An 18552-nucleotide genomic window follows, 5' to 3' on the forward strand; every position below is an offset into this window, starting at 1 on the left:
GCCTATATGCGCAGGATCGAGAGACGAGCCAGCCGCAGGGAGGTCGGTCGCGGCGGCGGCCGTGCGACAGGGCGGAAGGCCGGGCCCGGACCGGCGCCGCCGACGGCCCGCCGCCGCACCCCGACCCACAGGGCCAGCAGCACCACGACGAGCAGCGAGGTCAGGACGGCCAGGCACACCCCGGCCGGATCGAGCCCCGGCATCTCATGCCCGGGCGCGAGCCCCGCCAGGGCGGCGACGGGGGCGACGGGCAGCTCGTGAGCGACCGCCAGGCCGGGCCGGGCGTTCGCCATGTCGTGCCGGGCGTTCACATGGCCGAGCGTGTGCATCCCGCACACGCCGAGGGCGAGGACGACGAGCAGGAGTGCACGCGCACCCCGCCGCAGGATCCCCACCGGCCCCCCCCGTCGCTCCGGCTCTTACGAACGTGCAGGATACGGGAGCCGTCCACCTCCAGCAACCTGAACCCGGTACGGGTACCTGGCTGAACCGAGGCTCCGTTCCCCAAGTCAACCACAAGGAACGCTCCGGGCGGCGAGGAGCCTCAGCGTGTCAGAAGAACTGGCCGAGGCGGAGCGGACGTACCACGAGCGGGACCTCGGACCGGCTGATGACCTTGACCTTCCTGAAGCCGGTCAGCCAGTCGGCCGTCACCTTGACGCATTTCAGGCGCACCTCGTGCTCGCCCGGCGGCGCGTACCGGGAGATGACGACGCCCTTCTTGCCGAACCCCAACCCGCCCAGCCCGATCCCCACCTCGCGGAACATCCGCCACGACCCCTTGACGGGGAACGCCGTGGACCCGACGACGGCGTGGCTGGCCTGGGTGGGGCAGTGGATGAGCAGCCGGATGACGTCGTTCTGGTGCGGCGCCGCCGGCGAGACGCGGAAGGACGTGAGCTTCTTCCAGGACGTGTCCCCGTCCGGCCCGGTGGCCGCCGCAGCGATGGCGGCGGGTCCCGCGGCGACGACCGCGACGGCGACCGCTGCCGCCCATGTGATCGACCGCATCGTTCCCCTCACGCTGAGTGACCAGATGCTTCCCATTCTGGCCACTTCGCCCCAGCGAGGAAGGATGCCACGCCGGGCAGGCCGACGACATGATCCCGATGGCGTACAAAGGAGGCGTGAACCGGCCGGAGGCACGCCTGATCGCCACGTTTGTCGTCATGGGGCTCGCGTTGAGCGGGACGTTCACCGCCCTGCTGCTGGAGGGGGCCGGCGACCGCGCCGCCCCTCCCCCTCGGACGCCGCTCCCGGCGACGGCGACGGCCGCGCCCTCCCCCACCTACCTCGGCTCCATGCCCGAACTGTGGGGGATGGAGCTGGACGCGGCGAACGAGCAGCTCGCCGCGCTGGGCGTCACCGCGCGGGTGAGGCCCGGCGCCCCCGCCCCCGAACCGACGGCCCGGGGGCGGGACGCGGTCAGGAGCCCTGGTGCAGGCGGGCGATGCCGCGTTCGATGGCCTCGATGATCCGCGGACGCAGCTCGCCCGCGCTGATGATCGCGTCGACCGAGCCCACCTCGACCGCGCGCTGGATGTTGTGCACCCGGTCGAACTCCGCGGCCACCTCGCCCAGCTTCTCCGCCCGTACGGCCGGCTGGACCTCGGCCAGGCGGGCGTTGAGCGCGGCCCGCTCGGCGCCGCTGGCCGCCGCGACCTGCCGCTGCAGCTCGCTCACGCGCGGGTCGGTCGCGGTGCGGTTGTTCACCTCGCCGGAGAAGACCACCGCCGCGGCCGGAGCGCCGCCGAGCACCGAGGCGAACGAGCCCTCCAGTGCCAGCACGGTCATGTTCGGGTTGAGCGCCTTGGAGAACACCACGAACGCGCCGCCGTGGTAGCGGGAGATGACGCAGAACACGATCGGCCCGTCGAAGTTGACGATCGCCCGGCCGATCTCCGCGCCGTACTCCAGCTGGAGCTTGCGCATCGACTCGGGCGAGCCGTCGAAGCCGGACAGGTTCGCCAGCACGACCAGCGGCCGGTTGCCGGAGGCCGCGTTGATCGCCCGCGCGGTCTTCTTCGACGAGCGCGGGAACAACGTGCCGGCCGTGTACGAGTCGGGCCCGTCGGCGGGCGGGAAGCCGCGCCGCGGCACCGGCCGTGACTCGATGCCGATCAGGCAGACCGGCCGGCCGCCGATGTGCACGTCCTGGACGGCCGAGGTGTCGGCGTCGGCCATGCCCGCCCAGCGTTCCAGCACCGGGTGGTCCTGGTCGGACAGGGCGCGCATCACGGTGCGGATGTCGAAGGGCTTCTTGCGGTCGGGGTTGTGCTCGGCGGAGAAGATCTGGCCGACGGTGGTGAAGTCGCTGCCCGCCACGGCGTGCGGGTAGTCGCGGACGTCCCGGTCGGCCGGGTCGGCGGTGGGGGCCCGCCGGGGGCCGTTCTCGCCGGGCACGACGTAGGTGTGGTCGTAGTGGGCCATCAGCACGTCGCGGGCGGCCGGCAGGTTGGGCGCCCAGTACTGGGCCTGGCCGTTGGGGCCCATGACGCGGTCGTAGCCGCCGATGCCGAAGTTGTCCTCGGCCGACACGCCGCCGGAGAAGTCGAGGGACTGCTTGCCGGTGAGCACCATCGCCGAGTCGGGGGTCATCACCAAGATGCCCTTGGTGTGCATGAGCATCGTCGCCTCGGCGTTCCAGTACGGCTGCGCCCCCACGGTGATCCCCGCGACCACGATGTTGATCTCGCCGCCGGCCTGGGTGAAGGTGACGATGCGCTTGAGCGCCGCCGCCACCCAGTCCATGTTCTCGGTGCCCGAGGTCATCGAGATCCGGGCGCCGGCCGACAGCGCGAACCACTCCAGGGGCACGCGCATGCGCTCGGCCAGGTCGAGCGCGGCGATCACCCGCGAGCACTCCGGCTCCGACAGCGCGCCCAGCGCCTTGGTCGGGTCGCCGAGCAGCACCACCCGGGTGACGCCTTCGGGGTGGCGGGCGGTCGGCGTGGTGACCACGCCAGCCACGATCGCCGCGGAGTTGTTGCCCTTGGGCCGGTCGACCGGGACGAGCACGCCGTCGGCGTCGAGGTCGTGCTCGACGAAGCGGCCCTGCGGGCCGGCGAGCAGGCCGGTCAGCTCGTAGGGGTAGGCGTTGCCGCGCCGGGCGGCGCGCAGCACCTTCTGGCGGTAGTCGTCGAGCGGCTGGACCGGCTCGTCGGACGGCTTGCCGACGTGCAGGCTGGCGCCGTGGCCGGGGCCGAGGGTGATGCGCACGGCGACCTCGCTCAGCTCGCCCGAGGGGGTGCGCTGGCGGGCCACGAACTGGACCTCCTCCAGCCCGGCGCCCGCCGTGGTCGGCAGGATGCGCTGGACCAGCATGTTGAGCTCGTCGGTGGTCAGCTCGGTCGAGGGCCAGACGTACATCATGATGCGGTTGGTGTCGAAGCGCTTGTTCTGAGGGCGCTGGGCCTGGATGTTGCGGATCGCGTCGAGACCGGCGTTGAGCGCGTCCTCGACGGCGGGCAGCGCGACCAGGCGGCCGTCGGCCTCGCGCAGCGGCGTCAGGTCGCGGACCTGGCCCATGGCGATGAGCCGCTCGTCGGCCGGGTTGCTCTTGGCGACGGCCTTGAACAGGTAGAGCTCCTCGTCGACCGAGGGCAGCCGGGTGAGGTCGAACTCCTGGAGCCGGTGCAGTTGCAGGCGCTGGGCGATCTGCGGGTGCAGGCCGCGGATCAGGCGGTCCTCGGCGAAGCCCGCACCGTCGGGGCGGAAGGTGAAGTGGTGGTGCATGACCGCGCCGCTGGTGCCCACGACGGTGGTGGTGATCCGCCGTACGCCCGCGATCTGCGGGCGCTCGGCCAGGACCTGCCCGAGCCGTACGGCCATCTCCTCGGCGTCGGGCTGGTCGTCCCAGGTGAGGTAGAGGTCGGCGACGAGCCCGCGCCCGCCGACCCCCTCGGCCAGCGCGCCGACGGCGTCGATGGCGGCGGGCAGGGCGGCGATGTCGACGGCGGTGGTGACCAGGCGGGTCACGCCGCGCGGCCCGGTGTGCTCGGCGGTGACGAACCGGCAGCCCGCGCTGTCGCGGGTGGCGACCTGCGCCAGCCCTCGGTTGCCGTAGTAGCGGCGGGTCAGGACCTCCAGCAGGGGCGCGAGGTCGCGTTCCGGCCGGCCGATGCGCTGGCCGAGCAGCCGGACGAGCGGCTCGGAGCTGGCCACCATGGCCTGGATGCGCTCGGCGCGGTCGGGCGCGTCGGGGTCACGGTCGAGGTGGCGCAGCTCGTCGCGGACGGCGGCGTAGACCTTGGCGCGGTTGCGGCGCAGCAGCGGCTGGGCGAACCAGCGGAACACGACGCCGCGGGCCAGGTCGGCGACCACGGGGAAGCGCACCTGCGTGGCCTCGACCAGGTGCTCCAGGGCGAGCCCGGCCCGCTCGCCGAGCGACTCGCGCGGCGGCGCGCCGGCCAGCCAGGTGCGCAGCAGCTCCGACACGACGGCGACGCCGGCGGTCATCCGCTGCTGGGCCAGGAAGATCCGGAAGACCGCGGCCTCCAGCTCCGGGGTGCGGTCGAGCTCCTCGACGCCGTAGTGCGTGAGCATGCGCCGCAGCTTGGCCTGGAACGCCTCGGGCAGGCCGGCGCGCTCGACGTCGAGGCTCTGCAGGTAGCTGTGGAAGTACTCGCGCGGGCTGTGCACCGGGCTGCCCGGCTCGACGTCGAGCTCGCCGCCCGGCTTGTTGCGGCTCAGCTCGGACAGGTCGGCGAAGACGGTGAGCAGGTCGAGCTCGCCCTCGATCACGCGGTCGTCGAGCTCGGCCCGCGCGGCCAGGTAGCCCGACAACATGCGGGTGCGCTCGTGGCGGTCGGCGTCGAAGCCGAGCAGCAGCTCGCGCAGGTCCTGGACGCCGCGCGCGGCCTGTTCGGCGGCGGAGGCCCGCGGCGGGGCGGCGGGCAGGTCGATCTCGGCGGCGCCCGTGGTGGCGGCGGCCTGCTCGGCCTCGGCGCCGGCGAGGGGTTCCAGGCGCATCAGCGGCGCGCCGGCCTCGACCTGGCTGCCGACCGAGACGCCGCACTCGCGGACGCGGGCGCGGAACGGCGCGCGCAGCACCGTCTCCATCTTCATGCTCTCCAGCACCAGGATCGGCGCGCCCGCCTCGACCTCGTCGCCGGCCGACAGGGGCGTCGCCACCACCAGCGCGGGCGCGGGCGAGCGGACGACGCCGCCCTCGTCGCGGCTGATGCGGTGGGTGACGCCGTCGACCTCGACCAGGTGGATCGGGCCGTGGGTGGCCGACATCAGGCGGAAGCGGCGGCCGTTGACGGTGATGCGGCCGGCGTGCTCGTCGAAGCGGTCGATCTCGACGTCGAGCGGGTGGGAGCGGTCGCCGTCGGAGATGCCGACGCGGAAGCGCCGCTGCCCGGCCCTGGCCACCGTGAGCCGGTAGCCGGCGCCGCGGAGCTTGAGGGTGAGCGGGCGGCCGGTCTCGTGCTGCACCTGCGGGCGCCCGCCGTGGGCGGTGGCCAGCAGCCGGTTGCGGCTGACCTCCTCCTCGTCCTGGTACGCCTCGATCGCGGCGGCGGCCAGGGCGACCGCGGAGTGGCGGTGGCTGACCAGGCGGCCCTCGGCGCGTACGCGGTCGATCCAGCCGGTGTCGGCGACGGCGTCGATCACCTCGGGCTGGTCGAGCAGGTCGAGCACGAAGCTCTTGTTGGTGGCGCCGCCCTCGATGATCACGGTGGTGGCGGCCATCGCGCGGCGCAGGCGGGCCAGGGCCTGCTCGCGGTCGCGGCCGTAGGCGATGATCTTGGCGATCATCGAGTCGAAGTCGGCGGGGATGGTGTCGCCCTCGCTGACGCCGGTGTCGACGCGGATGCCGGGCCCGGCGGGCAGCACCAGGCGGGCGATGCGGCCCGGCGCGGGGGCGAAGTCGCGGTCGGGGTCCTCGGCGTTGAGCCGGGCCTCCACGGCGTGGCCGCTCTCGGCCGGCCGGGGGCCCTCCAGGCGACCGCCGGCGGCGACGTGCAGCTGCAGCCGGACCAGGTCGGTGCCGGTGGTCAGCTCGGTGATCGGGTGCTCGACCTGGAGCCGGGTGTTGACCTCCAGGAAGGCGAACATCTTGTCGCCCGGGTGGTAGAGGAACTCGACGGTGCAGGCGCCGCGGTAGCCGACGGCCACGGCGAGCCGCGCGGCCGACGCCTTCAGCTCGTCGGCCTGGTCGCCGGTCAGGACCGGGGAGGCGGACTCCTCGATGATCTTCTGGTTGCGCCGCTGCACCGAGCAGTCGCGCACGCCCAGCGCCCACGCGGTGCCCTGGCCGTCGGCGATGACCTGCACCTCGACGTGGCGGGCGCCGGTGACCAGACGCTCCAGGAAGACCACGCCCGAGCCGAACGCGCGCTCGGCCTCCTGGCTGGTGCGCTCGTAGGCGTCGGCCAGCTCGTCGGCCGAGGCGACCATGCGGATGCCGCGCCCGCCGCCGCCCGCGGTCGCCTTGAGCATCAGGGGGTAGCCGATCTCGTCGCCGGCGCGCAGGGCGTCGGCGAGCGTGGCCACCTCGCCGCGGCTCCACGGCGCGACGGGGACGCCGACCTCCTCGGCGATGAGCTTGGCGCCGATCTTGTCGCCGAGCCGGCGCATCGCCTCCGCGCTCGGCCCGACGAAGGTGACGCCGATCTTCTCGCACAGCTCGGCGAAGGCCGGGTCCTCGGCGACGAAGCCCCAGCCGACCCACGCGGCGTCGGCCCCCGTCTCGATCAGCGCCCGCTCCAGCACGGCGTGGTCGAGGTACGGGCGCGCGGAGGCGGGCCCCAGCGGGTAGGCGACGTCCGCCTCGCGGACGAAGGTCGCGTCGCGGTCGGCGTCGGTGTAGAGCGCGATCGTCTCGATCCGCTTGCCGGTCTCCGCCGAAAGATCCCGGACGGCGTGGATGAGCCGCATCGCGGCCTCTCCGCGGTTGACGATGGCGACACGATTGAACACCGGTTGAGCCTCCCACGTACCCCGTACAAGTAGGCGAAGTCCGGGGTCGTCCCGGAGCCTCGCCTGTCACTGTCTCTACCGTGCTCGATCACCACCGCGTGCACCAATGTCCGCATAGTGCACGCCGGGGCTCCTGCTTTGTGCAGATCCCACAAAAACAGGCCCCGCCACAGGGTTCGAGCGCCGGTTCCCGTGGCAGCCTGCCACAAGCCGTCACGGTACCGACGACTGTACCGGCGACCCGGGTCACGCCTGCGCAGCCCTCGCCCGCCGAGCCGCTTGCCCAGGACGGAACGTCCGTGAATGTGGCAGAGTGCGGGCAACTACAAGATCGAAAGGTGCGTGCCTTGGCCGTCCCCCTCGCCGCCTCCCTCGCCGCCCTGACGCTGGCCTCCTCGCTCACCTCGCCGTCCGCGGCCCAGCCCGCCGCCCAGCCCGCAGCACTGCCCGCCTGCCCCCAGATCTTCGGGCACGGCGGCTACCCGACCGGCGCCAACGCCTGGGAACGGGACCAGGTGCGCCAGCCCAACAACCCCACCGCCGTGAAGCGTTACAAGGGCTGGGGCGCCTCCGGCGTCGAGGCCGACCTCCAGCTCACCAAGGACGGCACCAAGGCCGTCATGTGGCACAACACCTCGACGTGGGGCCTGTCGGGCACGAAGAAGAACATCACCGAGATCTGGTGGGCGGCCGGCGACACCGCGCTCAAGGGCCGGACCATCGTGCGCGGCCTGTTCAAGGGCGAGACCGTCTACACCTTCCGCGAGTGGCTGGCCGCGATGAGGTCGGCCGGCATGATCGGGCTGGTCGAGATCAAGCCCGAGGCCCGCCAGTCGCTGCTCAGCTCGAACGCCACCGTCAAGGCGCAGGCGTGGAACGAGGTGCTCGGGCCGGTCAAGGAGAACCACCAGTCGCAGGAGATCATCCTGTACTCCCACGACAGCGCGATCGCCGCCGAGCTCAGGAGCCGCGTGACCGCCGCGGGCCTGAGCCAGGTGCTGACCGGCGGCCCGATCTGGCCGGAGGTGACCAAGTGGGAGGAGCCGCCGCCCTCCTGGACCCTGAACGAGAACGCGTGGAAGTCGGCGCTGGCGAGCGGGGCCAAGCGGGTGGCCACCGACTACACGCCGGAGTTCAGCGCGTGGCTGAAGGGCAAGTGCCAGTGACCGCGTCCTGAGGACGCGGGCGAGGTTCGGCCGGCTTGGCGACTTCGGCGAGTGCGACGATCCCGGCGAGCCGGTGCCCGTCGATGACCGGCAGGCGCCGCACGCGGTGGCCGGCCATCGTGCACAGGATCTCGCGGGCGTCGTCGCCGGCGCCGATGGTGACGGCCTCGCCCTGGGCCGGCTCGCCCGCCCGGCACTGAGCCGGGTCCTTTCCCGCGGCCAGCACCTTCACCACGATGTCGCGGTCGGTGAGCATGCCCTTGAGCCGGTCGTCGCAGCCGCAGACGGGCAGCGACCCGACGTCCATGCGGGCCGTCTTCTCGGCGGCCACCAGCACGGACTCCTCGGCGCTCACGCACTCGGCGTGCGGGGTCATGATCTCTCGTGCGGTCGGCACGATGTCCCTCCTCGTCTCGGGGGCCCGCCCGACTGCCCGCCGCCCGGCGGCCGAAACCGGTCGCTAGCGCGGCTGGGCGTCCGGGCCGGGGGCGGGCAGCGGGAGGCGCAGGGCGAAGCAGGGGCCGTCCGGGGTGTCCTCGATCTCCAGGTCGCCCTGGTGGGCGCGGGCGATGGCGCGGGAGATGGCCAGGCCGAGTCCGCTGCCCCCGGGGTCGCGCCGGCGTCCCTCCGACAGGCGGACGAAGGGGTCGAACACCCGCTCGCGGTCGTCGGGCGCGACGCCCGCGCCGTCGTCGCGGACCGTGACCACCGCCTGCCCGTCGCGGCGCTCCACCCGGACCTCGACCACCGTGCGGGTGTGCCGCTGGGCGTTGACCAGCAGGTTCGTCAGCACCTCGCCGAGCTGGACGCGGTTTCCGCGCACCTGGAGGTCCTCCTCGACATGCACGCGGATCAGCAGCCCCGCCCGCCGGCTCGCGACCTCCTCGCGGACCAGCTCGCCGAGCCGCACCGGCTCCCGGTCGCGCGGGGAGGCCGTGCGGACGCGGGCCAGCAGCAACATCTCCTCGATGATCGCCTGAAACCGGTCGGCGGTGGACAGGGCGTCGCTCAGGGCGGCGCGGGGGTCCACGTCGGGGTAGGTCAGCGCCTCCTCCAGCCGGGCACGCAGGCCGGTCAGCGGCGTGCGCAGCTCGTGGGAGACCATGGAGGAGAAGTTGCGCTGCTGCTCGACCGCCTCCTCCAGGCGGGCCAGCGTCCTGTTGGCGGTGCGCGCGAGCTCGGCGACCGCGTCGCCGCCGGGCGGCTCGGGCACCCGCTTGCTCAGGTCGGTGACGGTGATCTCGGCCATCCTGGCCCGCATCGCCTCGACCGGCCGCAGCGTGCGCCCGATGAGGAACGCGGCGATCCAGGTCAGCAACGCGCTGACGGCCAGGCCCCCGGCCACGATGATCAGCTCCAGGCGGTGGGTGGACAGCAGCGGCGGCTCCACCCGCGCGGCGTAGACGACGTGGGACGCGCCATGCCACAGCAGCCGCTCCTCCTGCGGCGAGGGCCGGGTGGCGGTGAACATCAGGCACTCGTCCCCCCGGCAGGCGACGCCGTGCCGGATGCGGTCGTCGGAGGGCGGCCACAGCGTGCTGACGGGCGGCCTGCCCCGCGCGGCGCGGTTGGCCGCGACCACGTGGCCGCGGGCGTCCACGAGCTGGATGAGGTCGACGTACGACGTGGTGACCGGGGGCGGGAAGGTGGTGCCCATCGAGCCGATCCACTCGGTGGTGGCCCGCTGGGTGTCGGCGAAGACGTCCTGCCGCATCCTGTCGCGGATCAGCAGGTCGAGGGCGACGCCGATCGCCGCGCAGACGATGAGCGACAACACGGCGGTCGCCAGGATGAGACGCGCCTGGACCGAGAGCCGAAGCGGCCGCAGGGCCCCCACCCCCTCACCGGTCTCGCCCGGGACTCCTGCCGCCCACATGCTCTCAACCCGGCTCTCATGGCACGCCCAAGGAGCGGCAATGACCCCGTCGGCGGCGATACGCAGTTCAGCAATTGCTCCCACAATAGCCAGAGATATACGCGAATAACCGATTTACCGTGACTTATACCAACCGTCAGGGCCATCAATACAAATGCCCGGTTTGTTTCATGGCGGTGGCCGCGACTCCTGCTGTACGATCGCCATTCGTGGCAGCGGGGCTTTCCGGTGGCGCCGAATGGGTCGGGGGTTCGGGCGATTCGGGCCCGCGTCCGGCCGTGCGCGCGCCGCGATTCTCCCCTTGCCCGGCCAGGAATCGCGCGGGCCAGTCAGGAGAGAGCATCGTGAAGATCGCACACGCCGCCGCGGCGCTGGCCCTCGTCGCGGGCCTCGCGGCCTGCGGCGGCGGCGCGGCCCCCACCCCCACCAGCGGCTCCGGAAGTTCCGGCGGGCTGGAGAAGACACAGCTCCTCGTCGGCGTGGTGCCGGTGCCGTCGGCGGCGCCGCTGTTCATCGCCGAGAAACGCGGTTTCTTCAAGGCCGAGGGCCTGACGGTCAAGACCGAGATCATCCAGGCCCCTCAGGCCGTCATGCCGAAAATACTCAACGGCAGCATGGACGCGTTCCTGACCTCCTACGTCTCGCTGCTGTCCATCAACGATTCCGGCGCGGCCAAGCTCAAACTGTTCCAGCACAGCCAGGAGTCGGCGCCCGGAATCGCGGGCGTCGTCGTGCCCAAGGGATCGCCGGTCAAATCCGCCGCCGACCTCAAGGGAAAGACGGTCGCGGTCAACGTGCTGAAGGCGCTGGGCCAGACGGTCACCAACGCCCACCTCCAGCAGGCCGGGCTCGCCCCCGACGCCGTCAAGTACGTGGCGATGCCGTTCAACGAGCAGCTCGGCGCGCTGGCCTCGGGCAAGGTCGACGCCGCCTGGCTGGTCGAGCCGTTCCTGACCGCCGCCAAGAAGGCGGGCGGCACCGAGGTGATCGACACCATGTCGGGCCCGACCGCGGGCATCCCGATCGACGGCTGGGGCGTGTCGGAGTCCTGGCTGGCCGCCAACCCCCGCACCGCCGCCGCCTTCCACCGCGCCCTGGCCAAGGCCCAGGCCGTCGCCGCCGCCGACCGCAAGGCGATCGACGAGGTCATCCCGACGTACACGCAGATCGACGCGGCGAGCGCGGCGGCCATGAAGCTCGGCGTCTTCTCGATGGAGCCGCCCCGGGAGGGCTTCCAGAAGCTGGCCGACCTGCTCGTCGGCTACGGCTACCTGAAGAGCAAGCCCGACGTCGGCACGCAGATCGCGACCGGCCTGGAATGATCACGCGGGGCGGGCGGCTGGTCCTCGGGGCGGCGGGGGTCGCCGGGGCGCTGGTCCTGACCGAGGCCGCGGGCCGGGCCGGGCTGATCGACCCCGGGGTGCTGCCGTACGCCTCCGACGTCCTGGCCGCCGCGGCGGGGCTGGCGGCCGACGGCGCCTTCCACGCGCAGGTGCTGGCCACGCTGGGCGCGTGCGCGGCGGGCCTGCTGATCGCGATCGCGGTGGCGGTGCCGGCCGGGCTGCTGCTCGGCACGGTGCCGGTGGTGGAACGCTCGGCGCGGCCGCTGGTGGAGTTCCTGCGGCCGATCCCGTCGGTGTCGCTGATCCCGCTGGCCATTTTCCTGTTCCCCGACAGCGCCGACGCCAAGACCTCGCTGATCGTCTACACCTGCTGCTGGCCGCTGCTCGTCAACACCATGTACGGCCTGTCCGACGTCGACCCGCAGGCCAAGGAGACGCTGCGCAGCTTCGGCTTCGGCCCGCTGGCGGTCGTGCTGCGGGTCTCGCTGCCGAGCGCCGCGCCGTTCGTCGCCACCGGCGTGCGCATCTCCGTCGGGGTCACCCTCATCGTCGCCGTCAGCGTGGAGCTCATCGCGGGCGGCGACGGCATCGGCACGTTCCTGCTCCAGGCGGGCAGCGCCAACCACGTCGACCGGGTGCTGGCCGGCACGCTGTGGGCGGGGCTGCTCGGGCTGGCGGCCAACCTGCTGGTCACCACGGCCGAGCGGCGGCTGTTCCGCTGGCACCACGCCCGCGCGCAGGTCGCGGCGTGACCCGGCCGGGGCCGGGCGGGGCCGTGGCGACCGTCTGGCGGTGGGCGCGCCGCCACTGGCTGCTGCCCGTGGTGGCGGTGTCGTGGGAGCTGGTCGCCCGGCAGGCGGCGGCTGTCTACTTCCCGCCGCCCAGCACGATCCTGGCGCGGCTGCGCGAGATGTGGTTCTCCGGCTCGCCGGGCCGGCTGTTCCTGACCGACGAGGCGGTCGCCGACCTGCTGCCCAGCCTGGGGCGGCTGGTGGCGGGCTGGGCGCTGGCCGCGCTGGCGGGGGTGGCGCTGGGCCTGGCCCTGGGCCGCCTGGAGTGGCTGGCGGCGCTGGCCGAGCCGCTGCTGCACCTCGGCCGCTCGGTGCCGCCCGCGGCGCTGCTGCCGGTGTTCCTGCTGCTGTTCAAGATCGGCACCCCGATGCAGCTCGCCTCGATCGTGTACGGGGTCGTGTGGCCCGTACTGATCAACTCGATGGACGGCGGCCGCCACGTCGACCGCGGCTACCTCGACACCGGCCGGGTCTTCCGCCTGTCGGCTGCCACCCGCCTGTTCCACGTCGTCCTGCCCGCGGCCGCGCCGAAGATCCTGGCCGGGCTGCGGCTCAGCGTGTCGCTGGCGCTGATCATGATGGTGATCTCCGAGCTGTACGGCAGCAGCGAGGGCATCGGCCACCGCCTGCTGGAGGCGCAGAGCCAGTTCGACATCCCGGCCATGTGGGCCGGCATCGTGCTGCTGGGCGTGCTCGGCGTGGCGCTCAACTCGATCTTCCTGGCGGCCGAGCGCGGGCTGCTGCGCCGCTACGCCCGCGCCTGACGCTCAGCCCCCGCCGTGCAGGCGTTCGATGACCTCGCGCTGCCGGGCGACGTGGAAGCCGCGGTCCGGGGCGGTGTCCAGGTCGGCGGGCCGTTCGACGTCGTGCGCGGCGTACTCTCGCGCCCACAGCCCGGTCTTGACCCGGCTGGGCAGGTTCGCCATGCCGGGCCGGCGGCGGGCGCGGCGCAGCGCGGCCAGGTCCAGCTCGGCGGCGGCGACCAGCGTCTCCCCCGGCCCGGCCTGGGCCAGCGCGCGGCCCTCGTGGTCGATCACCTCCGAGCCCCCGTTGACCGAGTCGCCCGGGATCGCGATGCCGGACAGCCCGGCGGTGTTGGCCGAGACGACGAAGGCCAGGTTCTCCAGCGCGCGGGCGCGGCGGGCGACGGCCTTGGGCGTCAGGACGGGCGAGTACGCCTCGGAGGTCGGGTTGCAGAACACCTCCGCGCCGCGCAGCGCCAGCGCCCTGGCCAGCTCGGGCACCAGGATCTCCTCCGAGGCGAGCGCGGCCAGGTTGCCGATCTCGGTGCGCGCGACCGGCAGCACGCCGTCGAGACCGTACCGGTCGAGGTAGCGTTCCCACACGTCGTACGGCGTGGGGGTGAACAGCGAGTGCAGCCGCCGGTAGCGCAGCACCGCCTCCCCCGCCGGGGAGAGGATCACGCACGCCTGGAAGTACAGGCCGGGGAAGTGCTCGTCGCGCTCGTAGGCGTTGACGCACAGGAACACGTCGTCGGCGGCGGCGATCGCGGCCAGCGCCCGGTACTCGGGCCCGTCCACGTCGAGGGCGGCCTTCTCGCGCCACTCGGCCGGGCCCTGCCCGGCGGGGAAGCCGGTCAGGACGTACTCCGGCAGCACCACCAGCCGCAGGGCGGGGCCGAGCCACGCCTTGCTGCCGCCCACGCGCTCCGCCACGCGCCCGACGGCGGCGGCCAGGTCGGCGCGGTCGGTGACGGCCCTGGCCGCGATCTGCAGCGCCAGGGCGGTGCAGGCGGTCATGTCAGGCGGTCCTGCGCTCGTCGATCAGCGTGCGCCGGACGCACTCGCCGTTCCTGATCCACTGCCAGGTGCGGCTGCGCGAGTCGCCGTCCGGGCTCAGCACGATGAGCTCGAACAGCCGCAGGTCGTCGCCTTCGGCCTTGAAGCGCCAGGTCAGGTAGATGGTGCTGTCGTCGAGCTCCCAGAACTGGCCGGTCAGCCGGTCGGTGTCGAACGCGCACCGGCCGCCGCCCAGGTACGTGCCGGGGAACTCGTGCACCTCGGTGCGGCCGTCGTCCCAGCGGTAGCGGTTGGTCTGGTGGTAGCCGGTGTCGTCGACGATCGCGCAGGTCATCTCGACGTGGTGGCGGTCGATCACGGCGCCGTCCTTGTCGACGTGCACGTACTCGCCGGCCCACTCGCCCTCGTGACGGGCCAGCAGCGGCATCTCGGCACGCAGTCCCATGCTCTATCCCTCCCTCGGGTGCCACCACGGGTCGGCGGCCCCGGACCGGTTGATCAGGTACGCCCTGCGGCGCAGGAACCGGCCGATCGAGGCGGCGCCCATGCGCGAGCCGCCGAGCCCCGACAGGCCGAAGGAGTTCTTCTCCCCCTCGTGGACGAGCGCGGTCAGCGCGGCGTCGTTGACGCTGACCGCGCCGGCGTTCAGCCGGGCCGCGACGGCCAGCGCCGCTTTCTCGGTGGCGGCGAACACGGCGGCCGACAGCCCGTACGCGCTGTCGTTGGCCAGCTCCACCGCCTCCTCCGCCCCGGACACGGCCATGACCGGCAGCACCGGCCCGAACGTCTCCTCCGTCATGACCAGCATGTCGTGCCGCACCCGCGACAGCACGGTGGGACGGCACCACAACCCGCCGCCGTGCCGCTCGATCGCGCCGCCGGTGTGGGTCAGCGCGCCCTTGGCGGCGGCGTCGGCCAGGTGGGCCGCGATGACGCCGGCCTGCGCGGGGTCGATGATCGGCCCGATGGGGCCGCCCTCGCAGGTCAGCCGGGTCCGCGCGGCCTTGTCGGCGAGCAGGCCGAGGAACGTGTCGTACGCGCCGCGCTCGACGTAGACGCGTTCGACGGACTGGCAGGACTGCCCGGCGTTGGCCGTGCCGCCCCACAGGACGGCCTCGGCCGCCCGTTCCAGGTCGGCGCCCGCCAGCACGATCGCCGGATCCTTGCCGCCCAGCTCCAGGTGGGCGGGGACGAACGCGCGCGCCGCGGCCTCGGCCACCCGGCGGCCGGTCGGCACGCTGCCGGTGAACACCACGGTGTCCACCAGGCCGACGAGCCGTTCGCCGGTCTCGGCGGCTCCCTCGACCAGCCGCAGCGGCAGTTCGGCGGGGACCAGCCGCATCAGCGGCTCGATGAAGCGCGGCGTCACCTCGCTCGGCTTGACCAGCACCGCGCAGCCGGCCGCCAGCGCGGGCACCGCGTCGATCAGGGCGAGCAGCAGCGGGAAGTTCCAGGGGCTGATCACCCCGGCCAGCTCGTAGGGCACCGCGTCGCCGCCCACGGCGATCCCCGGCAGCGCGGCCGGCCGTTCGGGCGGGGGCGCGAGCAGGGCGGGGGCCTGGCGCGCCCAGCGTTCGGCGAGCCCGGCGGTGAGCTGCCGTTCCAGCCTGGACTCGGCCTCCCGGCCCGTGTCGGCCACCAGCGCGGCCAGCAGCTCGTCGTCGGCCGCCAGCGCCCGGCCGAACGCGGCCAGCACCTCGCCCCGGTCGGCGGCCCGGTCGGGGGCCCGCCAGGCGGGGGCCATCGCGCGCAGCCCGGCCGCGATCTCCGCCAGCCGGTCGGGACCGACGGGCGCGAGCGGCCGCTCGGGGCGCCCGGTGAGCGGGTTCCTGACGACGTGCCCGGTCGAAGGCGTCACGAGGCCCATTCTGAACACGTTGACCGTCGCAGTGTCCAGCCGTACGCACCCCGAATGATCTTCGATGCCGGGGAGCCGCCGCGGGTGCGCGAGGTGTGGACCGCCGGCGACGGGGGCGGCGCGCTCTTCGGGCCGGTCAGCCCTGGAGCAGCGCCGCGATCGTGGCCAGCAGCGCGATCGGCCCCATGACGGCCACCGTCACCACGGTCGCGCTGCGGCCGGGCAGGAGGCGGGCCAGCACGCGCGCGGCCCTGCGCCGCGCGGGCGCCGCGCCGGGCAGCACGAACAGCCCCAGCGTGAACGCGCCGGCGGCCAGGGCCTCGGCGTGGCTGGTGCTCGATCCGGCCGCCTCCAGCAGACCGGCCACGCCCAGGCCGCAGGCCAGCGACAGGAGCAGGTTGCCCATGGCCACGAGCGCGGCGCGGGCCGGCGTCGGCCGCTCCTCGGACAGGAAGTGGTCGGCGACGCGCAGCGCCAGCGAGAGCGCCACCGCCAGCAGGCCGCCGACGACCGGCGTGACGACGGTCGTGGCCGACAGCGTCACCAGCGCCAGCACGCCGACGAACGCGCTGCTGGTCACGAACCGCCGCAGGTCGAACGGCTCGGCGGGGGCGGTGGGCGCCGGGGCGGGCCGCGGGCGTTCCCACTGCCGGTCCGCGTGGACGGTGGGGGCGGGCGGCGCCGGCTGCTCGTGGTGGCCGCGCGGCGCGTACTCCACCGGCGGCAGCAGGGCGGAGACGGCGTCCATGGTGAGCGTGCTGGCGCCGGGCCGTTCGGGCGCGAGCGGGCGGCCGCCGGGGTCGAGCGCCCCGGCCTGCCGCAGCAGCTCCCGGGCGACGGGCCGGGCCGCCGGATCGACGCGCAGCGCGCCGGCCAGCCAGCCGCGCAGCCACGCGGGCGCCTCGTCGAGCCGCGCCCGTCCCTCCATGGTGTTGAAGCAGACGGCCTCGAACGACCCGGTGCCGAACGGCGGCAGCCCCGTGGCGGCGAAGAACACCGTCGAGGCCAGCGCGTGCACGTCGGCCGCCGGGGTGACCTGCGAGGCCCGGATGATCTCCGGCGCCAGGTAGCCGGGCGTGCCGACGAACATGCCCGACTGCGTCAGCCGGGCCGCGTCGACCAGGTGGGCGATGCCGAAGTCGATGACCAGCGGTTCGCCGCCGACCAGCATGACGTTGGCCGGTTTGAGGTCACGGTGGATCACGCCGGCCGCGTGGATGTCGACCAGCGCCTGGCACAGCCCCTGCGCGAGCCTGACGACCGCGTGGGCCTCCAAGGGGCCGTCGGTGAGGACGGCCTGCTCCAGCGTGCGCCCGTCGGCGAAGCGCGTCACGACGTAGGGCCGATGGGCGTCGAACTCGGCGTCGACGACCTCGGCGACGTACCGGCTGCGCACCCGGCGCATGGTCTCCACCTCGCGCACCAGGCGGTCGCGCGCCTTGAGGTCGGCGGCGACGTGCGGATGCAGCACCTTGATCGCGACCTGGCGGCCCGCGCCGTCGAGACCGAGGTGGGCGACCCCCATGCCACCCTCGCCGATCTTCCTGATCACCCGGTAAGGGCCGAGATGCTCCTGCGTCTGAGCACTCATCCTCGACGTCATCCTCCGTGTTCCCCCGTTGTTCCCCCGCTGGCCGTGCACCGGCGCGCGGCGAGGAACATTCTCCCGCAGCGCACCCCCCGAGATGCACAGTAAGCGAAGATCGAGCGAAGTGCGGCGGTATGGAATCAGAGCCAGCCGCGGGCGGCCGCCTCCGCGCCCGCCTGGAAGCGGCTGGTCACGCCGAGGCTCTCCACCACGGCGGCGATCTTGCGGGTGGCCGTCCTGGGGCTGACGCCGAGGTGGCGGCCGATGGCCTCGTCCTTGAGCCCGGCGTTGAGCAGGCGCAGGACGAGCAGGTCCGCCTCCGCCGGGCGTTCCTGCGCCGCCTGCGGCAGCCCGGCCAGCGGCCGGCCGCGCTCCCAGTAGACGTCGAACAGCTCGACCAGGGCGTCCAGCAGCCGCGAGGGATGCAACAGGGCGATATTGTCGTAGACGCCGTCCACCAGCGGGAACAGGCCGATCCTGCGGTCGGCGATGCGCAGCTTGAACGGCAGGTGCGCGACGAACCGGGACCGCTCGCCTTCCTCGGCCAGCCGGATCAGCGTCTCCAGGCGGCCGGGCCGGTCCAGGGACTCGGCGCAGTAGACCACCCGGATGTCCACGCCGCGCGCCAGCAGCTGCCGGGTGCCCTCCAGCTCCGACTCGTTGGTGTCGTGGGAGTCGTCGGGGCGGCCCACGTACGGCGGACGGTCGAAGCCGAGCAGCTCCACGCCGACCGTCCGCTGCAACTCGGTGATCACCCGCTTGACGGCCTCCTCACCGGCCAGCACCTCCACCACCCCGGCGGGCCCGGAGCCCATCCGGCCGGAGTGGTAGAGCTGGGCGAAGTCCGACACGACCGTCCGGACCGCCGCGAGCCGCGCCTCGGTCTCCAGGCGCCGGCGGTCCACCAGCCACTCGATCGCCGCCTGCGGCGGCACGGCCTCGTACCGGCCGGGTCCGGCGCGTCGCAGCAGCCCGGCGTCGGCCAGGCGGGCCAGCCCGGCGCGCACCCGGGCGGGGCCGGTCTCCAGCGCGGCCGCGGCCTCGGCCGTGCGCAGGCCGGGCCCGCGCAGCAGCAGCCGGTAGAGCCGCTCGTCGAAGTCCGACAGGCCCACCGCGCCGAGCACAGAGCCGTCCGCCACAAAGCACCTTCCGAAAATGTCGTTTTTGGTCACGTGGCCGAAAATGTCAGCACTATATCTCGACACTGATCTCCACTGGACGCTTGACTCCAAGGCGGCCCTCCGGT

15 protein-coding genes are annotated in these 18552 nt (G+C 73.7%); 5 read left to right on the plus strand and 10 right to left on the minus strand.

Annotated elements, in window-relative coordinates; genetic code table 11:
• Positions 1 to 2: 2 nt before the first annotated feature.
• Together AB0J46_RS22650 and AB0J46_RS22655 are read right to left on the minus strand one after the other, a co-directional pair.
• Positions 3 to 395, minus strand: coding sequence for a hypothetical protein (locus AB0J46_RS22650; RefSeq protein WP_364335038.1), 393 nt, complete (start codon positions 393 to 395; stop codon positions 3 to 5).
• A gap of 157 nt (positions 396 to 552) precedes the next feature.
• A complete protein-coding gene (locus AB0J46_RS22655; protein WP_364335040.1) occupies positions 553 to 1011 on the minus strand; it encodes a hypothetical protein in 459 nt (152 codons plus the stop codon).
• A gap of 116 nt (positions 1012 to 1127) precedes the next feature.
• On the opposite strand from AB0J46_RS22655, the gene AB0J46_RS22660 reads away from it, so the two are divergent.
• Positions 1128 to 1475 carry a hypothetical protein gene (locus AB0J46_RS22660; RefSeq protein WP_364335042.1) on the plus strand — a complete coding sequence of 116 codons (348 nt, stop codon included), beginning with the start codon at positions 1128 to 1130 and terminating at the stop codon, positions 1473 to 1475.
• On the opposite strand, the gene AB0J46_RS22665 is transcribed toward AB0J46_RS22660, so the two are convergent.
• Entirely contained in the window at positions 1426 to 6924 is a 5499-nt protein-coding gene (locus tag AB0J46_RS22665; protein ID WP_364335044.1) for a carboxyl transferase domain-containing protein, read from the minus strand. The two genes, AB0J46_RS22660 and AB0J46_RS22665, sit on opposite strands and share 50 nt — an antisense overlap.
• Before the next feature lie 347 nt (positions 6925 to 7271).
• Here AB0J46_RS22665 and AB0J46_RS22670 point away from each other — a divergent pair, with 347 nt between their 5' ends.
• A complete protein-coding gene (locus AB0J46_RS22670; RefSeq protein ID WP_364335046.1) occupies positions 7272 to 8090 on the plus strand; it encodes a glycerophosphodiester phosphodiesterase family protein in 819 nt (272 codons plus the stop codon).
• Here AB0J46_RS22670 and AB0J46_RS22675 read toward each other — a convergent pair.
• Entirely contained in the window at positions 8059 to 8487 is a 429-nt protein-coding gene (locus tag AB0J46_RS22675) for a CBS domain-containing protein (RefSeq protein ID WP_364335048.1), read from the minus strand. The two genes, AB0J46_RS22670 and AB0J46_RS22675, sit on opposite strands and share 32 nt — an antisense overlap.
• A 63-nt stretch (positions 8488 to 8550) precedes the next feature.
• Positions 8551 to 9966 (minus strand): HAMP domain-containing sensor histidine kinase, encoded by a 1416-nt coding sequence (locus tag AB0J46_RS22680; RefSeq protein WP_364335050.1) that lies wholly within the window; start codon positions 9964 to 9966, stop codon positions 8551 to 8553.
• Between the two features lie 344 nt (positions 9967 to 10310).
• On the opposite strand from AB0J46_RS22680, the gene AB0J46_RS22685 reads away from it, so the two are divergent.
• From AB0J46_RS22685 to AB0J46_RS22695, 3 genes are read left to right on the plus strand one after another with little or no spacing between them, the layout of a single operon-like run.
• Positions 10311 to 11288 (plus strand): ABC transporter substrate-binding protein, encoded by a 978-nt coding sequence (locus tag AB0J46_RS22685; protein WP_364335052.1) that lies wholly within the window; start codon positions 10311 to 10313, stop codon positions 11286 to 11288.
• Complete coding sequence (locus tag AB0J46_RS22690) at positions 11285 to 12061, plus strand: ABC transporter permease (RefSeq protein ID WP_364335054.1); 777 nt, start codon at positions 11285 to 11287, stop codon at positions 12059 to 12061. Before AB0J46_RS22685 ends, AB0J46_RS22690 begins: the two co-directional genes overlap by 4 nt.
• Positions 12058 to 12864 carry an ABC transporter permease subunit gene (locus AB0J46_RS22695; RefSeq protein WP_364335056.1) on the plus strand — a complete coding sequence of 269 codons (807 nt, stop codon included), beginning with the start codon at positions 12058 to 12060 and terminating at the stop codon, positions 12862 to 12864. Before AB0J46_RS22690 ends, AB0J46_RS22695 begins: the two co-directional genes overlap by 4 nt.
• A gap of 3 nt (positions 12865 to 12867) precedes the next feature.
• Here AB0J46_RS22695 and AB0J46_RS22700 read toward each other — a convergent pair whose 3' ends face one another.
• From AB0J46_RS22700 to AB0J46_RS22720, 5 genes are all read right to left on the minus strand, one after another.
• Positions 12868 to 13860: a nitrilase-related carbon-nitrogen hydrolase gene (locus tag AB0J46_RS22700; RefSeq protein WP_364335058.1), complete on the minus strand. Its 993-nt coding sequence runs from the start codon at positions 13858 to 13860 to the stop codon at positions 12868 to 12870.
• Position 13861: 1 nt separating this feature from the next.
• A complete protein-coding gene (locus AB0J46_RS22705) occupies positions 13862 to 14305 on the minus strand; it encodes a hypothetical protein (RefSeq protein WP_364335060.1) in 444 nt (147 codons plus the stop codon).
• 3 nt (positions 14306 to 14308) lie between these two features.
• Positions 14309 to 15718, minus strand: coding sequence for an aldehyde dehydrogenase family protein (locus tag AB0J46_RS22710; protein WP_364335062.1), 1410 nt, complete (start codon positions 15716 to 15718; stop codon positions 14309 to 14311).
• Between the two features lie 136 nt (positions 15719 to 15854).
• A complete protein-coding gene (locus AB0J46_RS22715) occupies positions 15855 to 17309 on the minus strand; it encodes a serine/threonine-protein kinase (RefSeq protein WP_364335063.1) in 1455 nt (484 codons plus the stop codon).
• A gap of 137 nt (positions 17310 to 17446) precedes the next feature.
• A complete protein-coding gene (locus tag AB0J46_RS22720; RefSeq protein WP_364335065.1) occupies positions 17447 to 18445 on the minus strand; it encodes a hypothetical protein in 999 nt (332 codons plus the stop codon).
• Positions 18446 to 18552 lie beyond the last annotated feature (107 nt).

It is taken from the genome of Nonomuraea sp. NPDC049758, from assembly GCF_040674635.1.
Classification (GTDB): Bacteria; Actinomycetota; Actinomycetes; order Streptosporangiales; family Streptosporangiaceae; genus Nonomuraea.